The sequence below is a fragment of the Corallococcus sp. AB030 genome (assembly GCF_003668965.1).
GTDB classification, from domain to species: Bacteria; Myxococcota; Myxococcia; order Myxococcales; family Myxococcaceae; genus Corallococcus; species Corallococcus exiguus.
This window is the reverse complement of record NZ_RAWQ01000049.1, coordinates 35666-49196: the sequence shown is the minus strand read 5'-3', so window position 1 is coordinate 49196 and position 13531 is coordinate 35666. Positions and strand designations below refer to the sequence as shown.

At 68.2% G+C, this 13531-nt stretch carries 14 protein-coding genes and 1 pseudogene; 8 read left to right on the top strand and 7 right to left on the bottom strand.

Features of this window, described 5'->3' with window-relative positions; all coding sequences use genetic code 11:
* Window positions 1-332: 332 nt before the first annotated feature.
* Window positions 333-872 (top strand): annotated as a pseudogene (locus D7Y15_RS14640) (CHAT domain-containing protein); the annotation flags it as partial.
* A 2-nt stretch (window positions 873-874) separates the two neighbouring features.
* On the opposite strand, the gene D7Y15_RS14635 reads toward D7Y15_RS14640, so the two are convergent.
* The 3 genes from D7Y15_RS14635 to D7Y15_RS14625 all read right to left on the bottom strand — a co-directional run bounded on the left by D7Y15_RS14635 (window position 875) and on the right by D7Y15_RS14625 (window position 3531).
* Window positions 875-1645: an HNH endonuclease gene (locus D7Y15_RS14635; RefSeq protein ID WP_121752973.1), complete on the bottom strand. Its 771-nt coding sequence runs from the start codon at window positions 1643-1645 to the stop codon at window positions 875-877.
* Window positions 1646-1653: 8 nt separating this feature from the next.
* Entirely contained in the window at window positions 1654-2238 is a 585-nt protein-coding gene (locus D7Y15_RS14630; RefSeq protein ID WP_121752972.1) for a hypothetical protein, read from the bottom strand.
* Between the two features lie 120 nt (window positions 2239-2358).
* Window positions 2359-3531, bottom strand: coding sequence for a metallophosphoesterase (locus tag D7Y15_RS14625; RefSeq protein WP_121752971.1), 1173 nt, complete (start codon window positions 3529-3531; stop codon window positions 2359-2361).
* A 123-nt stretch (window positions 3532-3654) separates the two neighbouring features.
* Between D7Y15_RS14625 and D7Y15_RS14620 the strand changes: the two genes are divergently transcribed.
* The 4 genes from D7Y15_RS14620 to D7Y15_RS14605 all read left to right on the top strand — a co-directional run bounded on the left by D7Y15_RS14620 (window position 3655) and on the right by D7Y15_RS14605 (window position 6610).
* The gene (locus D7Y15_RS14620) at window positions 3655-4356 is read left to right on the top strand and encodes a TIGR02269 family lipoprotein (RefSeq protein ID WP_121752970.1); all 702 of its coding nucleotides are present in this window, start codon (window positions 3655-3657) and stop codon (window positions 4354-4356) included.
* Window positions 4357-4359: 3 nt separating this feature from the next.
* Entirely contained in the window at window positions 4360-5076 is a 717-nt protein-coding gene (locus tag D7Y15_RS14615) for a double-CXXCG motif protein (protein WP_121752969.1), read from the top strand.
* Window positions 5077-5200: 124 nt separating this feature from the next.
* Window positions 5201-5890 carry a TIGR02269 family lipoprotein gene (locus tag D7Y15_RS14610; protein WP_121752968.1) on the top strand — a complete coding sequence of 230 codons (690 nt, stop codon included), beginning with the start codon at window positions 5201-5203 and terminating at the stop codon, window positions 5888-5890.
* A 3-nt stretch (window positions 5891-5893) separates the two neighbouring features.
* The gene (locus D7Y15_RS14605) at window positions 5894-6610 is read left to right on the top strand and encodes a double-CXXCG motif protein (RefSeq protein ID WP_121752967.1); all 717 of its coding nucleotides are present in this window, start codon (window positions 5894-5896) and stop codon (window positions 6608-6610) included.
* A 6-nt stretch (window positions 6611-6616) separates the two neighbouring features.
* On the opposite strand, the gene D7Y15_RS14600 is transcribed toward D7Y15_RS14605, so the two are convergent.
* The 3 genes from D7Y15_RS14600 to D7Y15_RS14590 form a co-directional block, all read right to left on the bottom strand.
* Window positions 6617-7153 carry an FHA domain-containing protein gene (locus D7Y15_RS14600; RefSeq protein ID WP_120561334.1) on the bottom strand — a complete coding sequence of 179 codons (537 nt, stop codon included), beginning with the start codon at window positions 7151-7153 and terminating at the stop codon, window positions 6617-6619.
* An 84-nt stretch (window positions 7154-7237) separates the two neighbouring features.
* Entirely contained in the window at window positions 7238-8872 is a 1635-nt protein-coding gene (locus tag D7Y15_RS14595; protein ID WP_121752966.1) for a long-chain fatty acid--CoA ligase, read from the bottom strand.
* 104 nt (window positions 8873-8976) lie between these two features.
* Entirely contained in the window at window positions 8977-10014 is a 1038-nt protein-coding gene (locus tag D7Y15_RS14590) for a 6-phosphofructokinase (RefSeq protein WP_120574557.1), read from the bottom strand.
* Between the two features lie 229 nt (window positions 10015-10243).
* Between D7Y15_RS14590 and D7Y15_RS14585 the strand changes: the two genes are divergently transcribed.
* The 3 genes from D7Y15_RS14585 to D7Y15_RS14575 all read left to right on the top strand — a co-directional run bounded on the left by D7Y15_RS14585 (window position 10244) and on the right by D7Y15_RS14575 (window position 12714).
* Window positions 10244-11002, top strand: coding sequence for a glucosamine-6-phosphate deaminase (locus D7Y15_RS14585; RefSeq protein WP_121752965.1), 759 nt, complete (start codon window positions 10244-10246; stop codon window positions 11000-11002).
* A 75-nt stretch (window positions 11003-11077) separates the two neighbouring features.
* Window positions 11078-12196 (top strand): NAD(P)-dependent alcohol dehydrogenase, encoded by a 1119-nt coding sequence (locus tag D7Y15_RS14580; RefSeq protein ID WP_121752964.1) that lies wholly within the window; start codon window positions 11078-11080, stop codon window positions 12194-12196.
* Window positions 12193-12714, top strand: coding sequence for a DUF4334 domain-containing protein (locus tag D7Y15_RS14575; RefSeq protein ID WP_121752963.1), 522 nt, complete (start codon window positions 12193-12195; stop codon window positions 12712-12714). Before D7Y15_RS14580 ends, D7Y15_RS14575 begins: the two co-directional genes overlap by 4 nt.
* On the opposite strand, the gene D7Y15_RS14570 is transcribed toward D7Y15_RS14575, so the two are convergent.
* Window positions 12711-13505, bottom strand: a complete 795-nt coding sequence (locus D7Y15_RS14570; protein ID WP_120574561.1) for a lytic transglycosylase domain-containing protein — start codon at window positions 13503-13505, stop codon at window positions 12711-12713. The genes D7Y15_RS14575 and D7Y15_RS14570 overlap by 4 nt on opposite strands.
* Between the last annotated feature and the right edge of the window lie 26 nt (window positions 13506-13531).

The window sequence follows — 13531 nt, the reverse complement described above, 5'->3', positions numbered from 1 at the left end:
CTGCCCCAGGTGCGCCGGCGGCTCCAGCATCTGCTGCTGCGCCGCCTCGGCCATTGTCCGCTGTGCCTCCGCAGACTCGGCGCTCGCGCTCCTCCTCGAGGACCGTCACGCATCTGATCAAGTAGTACTAAGCCCAGCACTATACCTAGTGAGGTTGGCTGCGCGCCGTGACCAGCTTTAGATCCAATATCAGGGGTCAATGTAGTTCAATGTCGCCGTCTGTCCGTTTGCGAGGTGGTCAAGCACGCCAGCGACTTTCGCGTGCATTCGATTGAACACGGCCACTGTGAGTTAGCAGAGGGGCTGAACCTGCGCATGCCGGGCATCCTCCGGCGACCCACGGCTTCTTCCTGGAGGACGCCGCCGCGCCCGAGAACGCGCGAGCCGTCGCGACCTTCGGAGCGCTGGGCGAGGATCCGCAGGCCGCGCGCCCGCCGGATCCGCTGCTGCGCTCTGGCCTGTTGCTCGCGGGGGAGACGGAGAAGAGCGCCTCCGACAGCGCGCTGGTGACGGCGCTGGAGCTGGCGGGCCTGGACCTGTGGGGCACGCAGCTGGTGGTCCTGTCCGCGTGTGACACCGGCCGGGGCGCGGTCCGGCGAGGCCAGGGCGTCTACGGCCTGCGCCGGGCCTTCCTGGTGGCGGGAGCGGAGACGGTGGTGATGAGCCTCTGGAAGGTGGACGACGCGACGACGCGCACGTTGATGGAGACCTACTATCGCCACCTGCTCGGCGGCGAGGGCCTGGCCACGGCGCTGCGTGAGGCGATGCGGGAGCTGCGCAGCGCCCAGCCCCATCCGCACTACTGGGCGCCCTTCATCGCCATGGGGCGGGATACGCCGCTGCGGCTGCTCGGCGCAGGCGCGCGGCCCTGACTCTAGCGCTTCGTTGATGCGGGCTTCTGGAGCAGGAGCCGAAGCGCTTGGATGCTGAGAAGCTCCTGCGGATTCCGATGAATCATCCGGTGGCAGTTGGCGCACAGGGGGATGAGTGATTCCAAGGAGTTCACCCGTTTCCCTTCCGAGACCGGGACCTCGTGGTGCATCTCGATGAAGTCCTCACCGAGCGCACCGTAGCGCTCGACGAAGTCGAATCCGCACACGTGACAGGTGAGCCGGCCCCGCCTGTTCCTCCAGTGGGACTTCGCCTCCGCGCGCAGCCGGGCGCTTCGCTCGTAGGTCAGATGTGTCCGGTACTGCTTCCCACCTTCTTCATGGCCACCCGGGTCATCCAGCAATGCCGCACGAGCCGCTCTCGTCGGCATTTTGTACCAGCCGAGGTGAGGGAAGCGGCTTCCGGGAAACGCGAGGTCGACCCTGGCGACCAGTTCGTACTCGAAGGCCACACCGAACCCCGAGGGCTGCATTGCGTTCAACCACTCGGAGTTGTCATGGGTGTCGACGCCGATCAGGCTGTTCACCGTGCGGGTGAACTGACGCTTGTTCTCGTACTCGAACGCCTTGCCGCGAGTCACCTTGAGGAGCGTGGTGAAGCGTTTCGTCTTCTTGTCGTAGCCGTAGAGGTGCAGTCCGGGACGAAGGATGAAGGTCGGCCAGTGGCGGTTCTTCCACCCGCTCCACATGTACCAGCTCTGCTCCGGGTCATGGGGCGTGTCACGGGTCATGGCGAAATGAGCATTGAGTGTCATGGCGGGACCTATCCAAGTTTCTGGCCAATGGCTTTCATCATGAGGGCGGCATCCGCCAGCGCGACCTTGAACCGGTCGAACTGTTCCGGGCGCTGCTCCAGGTCCTCGATCAACCGACGCTGGTTGTAGACCTTGCGGAGGAGGTACGCCGCAGCCCGGACATCCTGGACGCAGTTCTCCGGGTAGGGCGGCTCCTCGTATTTGGGCTCGGGAGAGGCCTGAGGCTTCCTTGCCGCGGATGCGGGCGAAGACGGCGCCAGGACCTGGATCCGGGTGATGTTCGTGACGATGTCGGAGTCCCGCTCCTGCTGAACCTCGACGACGCGCGACGTGGTCGCGGTGCCAATCTCGAGGCTCTTTCCCACCCACTCCGAGGGGGGAACCTCGAAGAGCGAACGTCCCTCCACCTTCGGGTCGGAATCCCTCAGGTCGACATGGCCTCCAAGATTCTTGGACTGGCCACGCATGACCGCGAAGCGGCGCCCTTCGTATTCGTAGACGCCGACCGTGTAGCTGCTGGAGCCCGTGCGGACCCGGTAGACCTGCCAGGCCAACTCCTCGAGCTTGCCGAATCGGGTGACCTCTTCCGACATGGTCGCCTCCCCCACTGCGAGCGATGAGGCACCGGAGGGTAGGAGGAAGCCTGGACCTGGGACATCCCACTTCCGGGGGATGGCAATCCGCCCCGAGTGGCTGTACGGCCCTTCACCGCGTCAGGCGCTCCGCAGGGTGAGCAGTGTCACCTCGGGCGGGACGCCGATGCGGAAGGGGAGCCAGTGCCCCGTGCCGCCGGAGACGTAGAGGTGGCTGTCCTTGAAGCGGTAGCGGCCCAGCATGTGCTTGAAGGCGAAGCCGAACAGCGGCACTCCCAGGAAGGCCACCTGTCCGCCGTGCGTGTGGCCCGCGAGCGTGAGGCGGGCGCCGCGCTCGGCGGCGTAGGGGAAGAAGTCCGGGTGGTGGGAGAGGCAGAGCACCACGTCGTCCGGGTTCCCGTCCTTGAAGGCCGTCTCCGCGGAGCGCTGCCAGCGGCGGTCTTTCCCGGTGCGGCTGGCGCCGGACATGGGGAAGTCCACGCCCACCACGCGCACGCGCTGGCCGCCGTGCTCCAGCACGTGGGCTTCATCCACCAGCAGCCGGACTGGCGCGCCACGCTGGGCCAACTGCTCATAGCCGCCCAGGACTTCGTCGAGCCCGCGCCAGTGCTCGTGGTTGCCGAGCACCGCGAGCATGCCGTGGCGGGCCGTCGTGGAGGCGAGGGCGGCCATCGTCTCGTCGACCTGGTTCACGTCGTCGATGAGGTCACCGGTCATCACCTGGAGGTCCACGCCCGCGGTGTTCATCACCTCCACGGCGCCGCGCAGGTACTCAGGGGAGATGAAGGGGCCCACGTGCACGTCGGTGATCTGCCCGATGCGGAAGCCGTCGAGCGCCGCGGGGAGGCCGCGCAGCTTCACCTCCACCTCGCGAACGGTGAAGCCCAGGCTGCCACCCACGACGCCCACGCCACTGGCACCGATGGCGAGGACGGGCATGGCCTGACCGGCCTTCACGAGGAGGCTTCGGCGCTCCAGGTCCACGCCCGGAGGCGCGGCTTGCCGCTTCCGTTCGGCGCGCAGCTTGAGGATGAGGAACTGCGGGCCCATCAGCATCACCAGCAGCGCGGCGATGCTCCACACGACGGCGAACAGCTTCACCGGCACGAGTGCCGGAGGCGTGTGGTGCAGGCCGTAGCCCGTGACAGCGGGCACGGTCCACGCCGCGAACGCGAAGACAGAGAGGCCCAACAGCACGCCATGGCGCCAGCCTCGGGTGACGACGGGCAACAGCCTGCGCAGCACGAGGTACGCGCCCAGGTAGACGAACAGCAGGACCAACAGCCTTCCCATGGTGTGCGCGCTCTCGGTGTGAGGAACCCCGAGGATAACGGCTCGCCTGACAGCGCGCTGTGCCCCGTGACCGGGTTGCTCGCCTCCTGGGCTCCACGGGAGTGAACGTGGAATAACAGGAAAATGAGAAGAATCTCCGGGGCCGGCGTCCGCGTCGGGTGGCTGTGGCTGGTGATGCTGCTGGGGTGTGCATCCGCACCCGGGCCCTTACCCTCGAACGAGTCGTCACGGGAGTGCGAGGCCAGCGACGAGGATCAGTGCCTCACGCAAGTCTGCGAGGACGACGTCTGCGCGCTGTTCCGGTGCGAGGACCTGGCACCAAAGCGCATCGTGCGGACGCGGGGAGCCATGCCGGTGGCACCCATCTTCGTGGCGCCCGGAAGCGGGCCGCAGCGAACATGGGGAAGTGCGCAGGGCCTGCCGGGCGACGCGGTGCCCGTCATGGTCTTCCGCTGGCGTCCCCGAGAGAAGCTCCCCAGCGAGCTTCGCCGCGAGAAGGCGCAACAGGAGTGGGCGAAGCGACCGAAGGAGCGGCACCACATCTTCCCGCAGGCGTTCAAGGATCACTTCGAGGAAAAAGGGATCAACATCCACCAATACGTCATCGCCATCGATGCGGAAGTGCATGCACGCATCCATCGGGGCGAGCGAGGGGGGCCATGGAACCGGGATTGGGATGCGTTCATCCAGCGGCGGCGCGACGGAGCCCAGATCCCCGAATACTTTGAGCATGCCTCCCTGATGATTCAGAAGTACGGACTCTTTGGATTGACGATGACGTACTGGCAGCAGGTGGATCTCCTGCCGCTTCCAGCCGAGGACTGAGCCATGCGCTACTTTTCGGTCGAGAGCCTGAAGGGCGACGAAGCAGGGCACTGGACGGGTTCGTACCGGGCTCGCCACCGATGGCACATCTCCGGGGTCGAGTGTCCCAGGTTCGGTCCGTGGGCGGGGATGGATGCCTTCCCCTCGGTGGATTTGTCCGAGGTCGCGGAGCCCGCGCTCTCTGAGTGGAAGGGACCCATGTCCCTCCCTGAATACAAACGATTGACTGCGCTCGTGCGCCCCTTCGTTCCCCCCGAGCTTCCCCTCTACGCGGGTTGTACGTTCGGGCCCATGGTCGGAACCGCCCAAGGCAAGTTCGGCCCTGTGACCTGCTGGCCTTCGTGGGTGGTGGTCCTCCGCGAGGACGCGGTCGAGTTACTCAAGGCTGAAGGCCTGAAAGGCGTCATCGCGGTCCGGATGGAGCTCAAGTCCCGCCGGAGCACGATGCCCGCGCTCTACGAACTGGAAGCCCGGCCATTGGCGAAGCTGCATCCCGACTGCATCGGTGAGTGGAAGACGCCCGCCTGCGCCATCTGCGGCAAGCCCGAGTCGTTCGACCTGCCTCCGAAGCGCTGGCTGCTGCGCTCCTCCATTCCGGAAGGGATCGATGTCTTCGGCATCGAAGGGGCCAACCCGCGCGTCGTCAGCGAACGCTTCGTCGAAACCGTGCAGCGCCTGGGCCCCAGTGACGTGCGCTACCAGGAGCTGCCCGCCGAGTAGTCACATCCCTCCACCCGGGCTCGCGAGCCTCAGGTGCGAGTGCCGCGCCTCGGCCCGCTGGGCTTCCAGCTGAAGAACGTGGAGTAAGCGGGCAAGAAGCAGAGGAGCGAGGAGCGGAGGCGGAATGCGCGCGTGGTTGTGGCTTTGGGTTGTCTTGCTGGCGGGGTGCGCATCAGCGCCAGTGTCCTCGCCCCAAGAGGGCTGGGCAGAGTCGTCGCGGGAGTGCGAAGCCAGCGACGAGGACCAGTGCCTCACTCAAGTTTGCGAGGACGACGTCTGCGCGCTGTTCCGGTGCGAGGACCTGGCACCGGACCGCATCGTGCGGACGCGAGGGGCCATGCCGGTGGCGCCCATCTTCGTGGCGCCCGGAAGCGGACCGCAGCGGACGTGGGGAAGTGCGCAGGGCCTGCCGGGCGATGCCGTGCCCGTCATGGTGTTCCGCTGGCACCGGCGGGAGAAACTGCCCAGCCAGCTTCGCCGCGAGAAGGCGCGACAGGAGTGGGCGAAGCGGCCGAAGGAGCGGCACCACATCTTCCCGCAGGCGTTCAAGAAGCACTTCGAGGACAAGGGTATTGAGATCCACAAGTACGTCTTGATGATCGATGCGGAAGTTCACGCACGCATCCATCGTGGCGCGTTGGGCGGACCCTGGAATCGAGATTGGAATACCTTCATCGAACGTCAAGGGGCCGAGGCTGACATCCCGGATCATTTCGAGCACGCCGCATGGATGATTCGAAAATATGAACTCTTTGGTCTTCCGATGACGTATTGGCAGCAGGTCGACCTGCTGCCCGTGCCCTTCGAGGATTGAGCCATGCGCTATTTCGAAGTTCGTGGCCCGCCTGACGGTGTGGAACCGCAGTGGAGCGGTGAGTACCGGGCAGAGCACCGATGGCACCTGTCCGGCGTTGACTGTCCCAGGTTCGGCCCCTGGGCATGGATGGATGCCTTTCCATCCGTGGACCTCTCCGCTGTGCAGGAACCGGTGCTGGCCGAGTCCAAGGGGCCCATGTCCGTCGCGGAGTACAGCCGGCTGGTGGCGCTCATTCGCCCCTTTGTTCCTCCCGAGCTTCCCGTGAGAGCAGGGGGCTCGTTCGGGCCCATGGTCGGAACGGCAAGAGGCAGGTTCGGTCCGATCACCTGCTGGCCCGCATGGCGGCTGCTCCTCCGCGAGGACGCGGTGGACCTGCTCAAGGCCGAAGGCCTGCGGGGCATCATCGCGGTCCGGATGGAACTCCGGTCCCGCCGGAGCACGATGCCCGCGCTCTACGAGCTGGAAGCCCGGCCCCTCGCCCGGCTGCATCCCGACTGCATCGGTGAATGGAAGACGCCCGCGTGTGAGCTCTGCGGCAAGCCCGAGTCGTTCTCCCTGCCTCCGAAGCGCTGGCTGCTGCGCTCCTCCATTCCGGAAGGGATCGACGTCTTCGGCATCGAAGGGGCCAACCCTCGCGTCGTCAGCGAGCGCTTCGTCGAAGTCCTACAACGCCTGGGCCCCAGTGACGTGCACTATCAGGAGCTACCCGTCGGCTGAGCCGCGTCACATCCCCCCACCCGGGCTCGCGAGCCGCAGGTGCGAGTGCAGCGTCTCCGCTCGCAGGTACAGGAACTGCGCATCCCCGAAGGCCAGCGCGTCCCCGTCCGTGAGCATCCGCTCCTCGCCTTCGCCCAGCTCCGCGGCGTTCAGCCAGGTGCCGTTCATGGACGCCAGGTCTTTCACCGAGCACGTCCCCTGCGTCGCGTGCCAGCGCAGCACCGCGTGATGCTTCGACACGGAGGGGTCGTGCACCATCAGCGTGCACCCCTCCATCCGCCCCACCCGCAGCTCCTGCCCGTCCTGCTCCGGCCCCAGGAAGTGGACCTCCAGCGAGTCGAACGCCTGGAGCATCACCAGCAGCCGGTCCACCAGCCGTGAGCGGTGCGCCATCCCCACCGTGCGCGCCTCCGCCAACCGCAACGCCACCTGCTGGAACACCGGCTCCGGCGGCTGTTGGATCAGCACCACCGGTCCGGAGGCTTGCAGAAACGCCTGGACGGGCGCGTAGGCGAACGGGCGGAGCTGTTGGACAGAGGGCATCACGCCCCCACGTTACCCCCAGCCCCGCCCTGGCGCGAGCCACGGACTCCCAGTGTCAGCTGCCCGGCGGTCCTTCCAACCACTTCAGGACGCGACAGACGCCTTCATCAGGTGGTCGCCGTAATCCTCCCGCAACTTCATCTTCAGGAACTTCCCCGTCGACGTGCGCGGAATCTGGGTCACGAAGAGGATGTCATCCGGCAGCCACCACTTCGCGAACTGCTTCTCCAGGTGCGCCGTCAGCTCCGCCTTCGTCGCCTCCTGGCCCGACTTGAACACCACCGCCGCCAGCGGCCGCTCGTCCCACTTCGGATGCCGCCCCGCGAACACCGCCGCCTCCAGCACGGACGGATGCGCCATCAGCGCGTTCTCCAGCGCCACGGAGCTGATCCACTCGCCGCCGGACTTGATGACGTCCTTGCTGCGGTCGGTGATGTGCAGGTAGCCCGCCGGGTCGATGGTCACCACGTCGCCCGTCTTGAACCACCCGTCCTTCGTGAACCGGTCCTTGCCCTCGTCCCCGTAGTACGACGCCGCCACCATGGGGCCGCGCACCTCCAGCTCGCCCATGGCCTTGCCGTCCCAGGGGAGGATCTCCCCCGTGTCGCTCACGTGGCGCGTCTCCACGAACGGCACGGAGTAGCCCTGCGACGCGTACGCATCCAGCTGCGTCTCCGGCGACGCCGTGTGCAGGTCCCCCTTGAGCCGCGCGAGCGTGCCCACCGGGTTCATCTCCGTCATGCCCCACGCGTGCAGCACGTTCTGCCCGTGGCGCTTGCGGAACCCGTCAATCAGCGCCGGCGGCGCCGCGGAGCCACCAATCACCATGTGCCGCATCCGGCTCAGGTCCCACTTGCCCGGCTCGCGGTCCAGCTGCGCCAGGATGCCCAGCCAGATGGTGGGCACGCCGCCCGCCACCGTGACCTTCTCGTTCTGCATCAGCTCCAAGAGCGACTGGGGGTCGAGGTGCGGCCCGGGCAGCACCTGCTTCGCTCCCGTGAGCAGCGCGTCGAACGGCAGGCCCCACGCCGCCGCGTGGAACATGGGCACCACCGCCAGCACCGTGTCGGACTCCCTCAGCCCCAGCACCTCCGGCATGCAGCACACCAGCGAGTGCAACACGATGGAGCGGTGGCTGAAGAGCACGCCCTTCGGGTTGCCCGTCGTGCCGGACGTGTAGCAGAGCATCGCCGCGCTGTTCTCATCCAGGCGCGGGAACTCGAACGTGGGCGACTCCGCCGCGAGCAGCTTCTCGTAGTCCAGCCGCCCCTCCGGCACCGGCCCGTCATCCGGGATGACGATGACGTGCTTGATGCTGCCGGCGGCCTTCTCGAACTTCTCCACCAGCGGCAGCAGCGAGCGGTCCACCACCACCACCGTGTCCTCGGCGTGGTTCGCGATGTAGCCCAGGTCGTTGGGGTGCAGCCGCAGGTTGAGCGTGTGCATCACCGCGCCCATCGCCGGCACCCCGAAGTACACCTCCAGGTGCTGGTGGTGGTTCCAGCTCAGCGACGCCACGCGGTCCCCAGGCTTCACTCCCAGCCGCGTGAGCGCGTTCGCCAATTGGCAGACACGCCGGTGGAAGTCCGCGTACGTGTAGCGGTGCAGGGACTTGTCCGGCCTGCGGCTGACGATCTCCTGCGCGGCGTAATAGGAGCGAGCCCGCTCCAGGAAGTGCGTCAGGGTGAGCGGGAAGTCCATCATGCGACCGGTGAGCATCGGCACCATCCCTTCGGGAGAGGGGGAAGGGCCGGATGCTACCGGATGCGCGGCGTCATGCCTGCCACTCCCGGTGGGGGCAGGCATGGCGCATGACGTCAATGTCAGCCGAAGAAAACCTGCGCGACTTCGAAGAACTCCTTGGGCACGCGCTTGAGCTCGCGGGTGGCTTCGGCCAGTTGCTCGCTGACGATTTCGTTGCCGCGCAGGGCGGCCATCTTGCCGAACTCGCCCCGGGCCACCATGTCGCACGCATGCACGCCGAACCGGGTGGCGAGCACCCGGTCGTGCGCCGTGGGGGCGCCGCCGCGCTGGATGTGGCCCAGCACGGAGACGCGCGTCTCGAAGCCGGTGCGGCGTTCAATCTCCGCCGCGACGATGTTGCCCACGCCGCCCAGGCGCGGACGGCCTGCTTCGTCCAGGGAGCCGGTCGTGACGAGCTGCTCGTTCTGCTCCGCGGACATCTTGATGCGCGTGCCTTCCGCCACCACCACGATGGAGAAGGTGCGCCCGCCCGCGTGACGGCGCTGGAGGTGCTGCGCGACGGCCTCCAGGTCCGCGGGAATCTCCGGGACGAGGATGACGTCCGCGCCGCCGGCGATGCCCGCGTAGGTGGCGATCCACCCGACGTGACGGCCCATCACCTCGCAGACGATGACGCGCTTGTGCGACTCCGCGGTGGAGTGCAGCCGGTCCACGGCCTCCGTCGCGATGTGGACCGCGGTGTCGAAGCCGAACGTGAAGTCCGTGCCGTTGAGGTCGTTGTCGATGGTTTTCGGCACGCCGACGATGCGCAGGCCCTCCTGGGACATGCGCGTGGCGGCGGACAGGGTGCCCTCGCCGCCAATGGCGATGACGGCGTGGATGCCATTGCGCTCCATGGAGCGCTTCACGCGCTCCAGGCCGTTCTCCACCTTGAACGGGTTGACGCGCGAGGTGCCCAGGATGGTGCCACCCCGGTGGAGGATGCCGGAGGTGGTCTCCCGCGTGAGGCGGAAGTGGTTGTCGTCCAGCAGGCCCTTCCATCCATCACGCAGGCCCATCATCTCGAAGCCGTGCTCGCTGGCACGGCGGACAATGGCGCGGATGACCGCATTGAGGCCGGGGCAATCACCCCCGCCGGTGAGCACGGCGACTTTCATGGATCCGGTTCTAGCGCGACCCGGCCTCCGCGCGTGAGGACGGATTGCACGGAGTGCCCGTGGGAAACCTTCCCCGGTCCCCGGGCGTGCGGGGGACCGGGCTTGTCAATCGTCCGCGGCGCTCATGTGTCATTCCCGGAAGCATGTGGCCTTGCCGCGCGGCGCCACGCACCGGGCGGCTGAGGGGCCGGCGACCGGGGCGGGGAGGCCGGCATATGCTGGCCAACACATGGACCTACGGGTGTTCCAGACGGAGCAGGAGGCGGCTACCACCTGCGCGGCGCGGATCGCCGAGGCGGTGCGCCACACGCCGGAGCTGGTGCTGGGGCTCGTCACGGGGCGCTCGCCGCTCAACGTGTACCGGAACCTGGTGGAGCTGGCGGCCCAGGGGGCGCTGGACCTGTCGCGAGCGACGACGTTCAACGTGGACGAGTTCCTGGGGCTGCCACCCGAGGACGCAGGCAGCTTCCGCGCGTACATGGACCGGCACCTGTTCCGGCATGTGAATCTGTCAATGGAGCGGATCCACTTCCTCGACGGGTGCGCGCCGGACGCGGAGGCGGAATGCGCGCGCTATGACGCGGCGCTCGCGGCGGCCGGGGGGCTGGACCTGTTGCTGCTGGGCGTGGGGCCCAACGGGCACATCGCGTTCAACGAGCCCGGCGAGGTGCTGACGGCGACGAGCCACCGCGCGCGCCTGTCGCGGGAGACGCGGCTGTCTCACGTGATGGCGTTCGGGGATGATCCGTCCAAGGTGCCCATGGCGGCGCTGACGCTGGGCATGGCGGCGGTGCTCCAGGCGCGCAAGGTGGTGGTGCTCGCGTTCGGCGTGAACAAGGCCGCGGCGGTGACGGCGATGGTGAACGGCCCGCTCACGCCCCGGTGGCCCGCGTCGTTCCTCCAGCTCCACCGTGACGTGGAGCTCTGGCTGGACACGGGCGCGGCCAGCGGCCTGCACGGGCGCAAGCTGGAAGCAGCCCGGACCTGACCCGGAAAGGCACGTGCGACCCCGAAAGGCCGGGGGGATGTGACTTTATTGGCGAAGTGCCAATAGTATGCGGCCATGGGTCTTCCAGTGCGAGCCGCGCTGCTGCGGGAAGTGGGTGGTCCCTTCGTCATCGACGAGGTCGAACTCGATGCGCCTCGGGAGGGCGAGCTGCGCGTGCGGGTGGCGGCGAGCGGCATCTGCCACACCGACCTCACGTACCGGGCGGGAGCGGGCCGCTTCCCGTTGCCCGCGGTGCTGGGCCACGAGGGCGCGGGCGTGGTGGAGGCGGTGGGGGAGGGCGTGACGGGCTTCCAGCCTGGCGACGCGGTGGTGCTCAGCTACTTCTCGTGCCGTGGCTGCCGCACGTGCGCGGGCGGACACTTCCCGTACTGCGAGCGGGGCTACGCGGGGAACTTCTCCGGCTCGCGGCCGGATGGCTCATTCCCCATGCGGTGGCGCGGAGAGCCCGTCCGCTCGAGCTTCTTCCATCAGTCGTCATTCGCCACGCACGTGCTGGCGCATCAGCACAACGCGGTGAAGGTGGACGCCTCGGTGCCGCTCGAGCGGATTGCCCCGCTGGGCTGTGGGTTCCAGACGGGGGCGGGGGCGGTGCTGGAGGCGTTCCGGCTCCAGCGGGGGCAGCAGCTCGCCGTCTTCGGGGCGGGCTCCGTCGGCCTCGCGGCCATCATGGCGGCGCGGGTCGCGGGCGCATCTCGCATCCTCGCGGTGGACCTCAGCGCGGAGCGACTGGAGCTCGCGCGTGAACTGGGGGCCACGGACACGTTCCTGGCGGACGAGCCCGGACTCACGAAGACGCTGGTGACGCTCACCCGCGGAGGCGTGGACTTCGCGCTGGAGTGCGTCGGGTCGCCCCAGGTGTTGCGGCAGGCGTTCGACGTGACACGTCCGCTGGGGACCTGCGGGTTGCTCGGGCTTCCTGGCCGGGACGCGGAGGTCTCGCTCTCCATGACGGCGCTGCTCATGGGCCGGAGGCTGGTGGGCATCCTGGAAGGCAATGTGGATCCGAAGGCCTTCATCCCCAGGCTGGTCGCGCTGAACGCGGAGGGGCGCTTCCCGTTGGAGAAGCTGAGCCGCTCGTATCCCTTCGAAGCCATCAACGACGCGGTCCACGACATGGAGGCGCGCGTGGCGGTCAAACCGGTGCTGTGCATGCCAGGAGGCGGAACGACATGACGTTCGATGAAGCAGTGAAGGCCGGGCGTGTCCATGTGGAGGATGCGCTCGCGTTGTTCGACAGTCTGCCCGCGGTGGACATCGGGTCCATGCGCGGCACGTGGCAGGGGCGCGAGTTCCAGACGGGACACCCGTTGGACGGACTGCTCGCTTCGACCGGCTGGTACGGCAAGCAGTTCATCGACGCGGAGAGCGTGCACCCGTTGCTCTTCTTCACGGAGGACCGCAAGGCGGTGTTCCCGGTGGATCCGCGCAAGTGGCCGTCGCCGGAGCTCCCAGGTCCCGTGGCGCCGCACCGGGCCGTGGTGGAGACCGGGCAGTTCAAGGCGCGGCTGCGCGTGATGGAGTACCGCGGACGGCTCAGCGCGACGATGGTCTACGACGACCGGCCCAGCCTCGATGTGTTCCGGAAGGTGGACGGGGACACGCTGCTGGGGCTGATGGATGCACGGGAGATGGCGCCCTACTTCTTCGTGCTGCGCCGTGACCCGGAGGCCCCACCCAGGCTTCGCCCCTAACGCGTCGCGGAGGCGAGCTTCGCGGCAGGCTTGCTGCCCGAGGCTGGACGGGACGCGGGCTTCACGGGGGCCGTCCGCTTCGGTGCGACGGCCGGCTTCGCGGACGCATCCGGCGGACGGGCCTTCCGCGCGACGGGGGCCTTCACCGCGACCGCCTTGACCGGAGTCGCGGAGACAGCCGGGCGCTTCACCACGACGGGGGCCTTCGGCCGCGTGTGCTCATAGGCCGCGAGCACCTTGGCCACGTAGAACTCCGTCTCCCCGTTGTGCGGCACGCGCCCGTTCACCGACCCCGGGCCCGCGTTGTACGCGGCCACCGCCAGCCGCACGTCGCGGAACCTGCGCAGCTGTTCGGCCAGATAGCGCCCGCTCGCGTCGACGGATGGCGCCGGGTCGAAGGGGTCCTCCACCCGCATCAGCGCCGCCGTGTCCGGCATGAGCTGCCCGGGCCCCATGGCCCCCGCGGGCGAGATGCGGTGCACCCGCGTCTCCGACTCCACCTGGATGAGCGCCTTCAAGAGCCCTGGCGGAATCCCGTGGCGGCGCTCCGTGTCCTCGATGAGCGGCTCCAGCGGCGGATGTCCGTCCAGCACGCACTCGGGCCGGTGCGCCACGTAGGCTCCCAGCGCGCGCGCCTTTGTCTGGAGGAAGGAGAAGGACAGGGGCGACACCTGCGTCCCGCCCAGCCACGCCACGCCCAGGTTGAGCAGCACCACGGGCACCAGCGCGCACGGCACCAGCCACGCCCATTTCGGAATCTCGATGCCGCCCACGGCCCGCTTGCGTCCCACCCTCCCCACTTAAGGGCGCCAGGTGT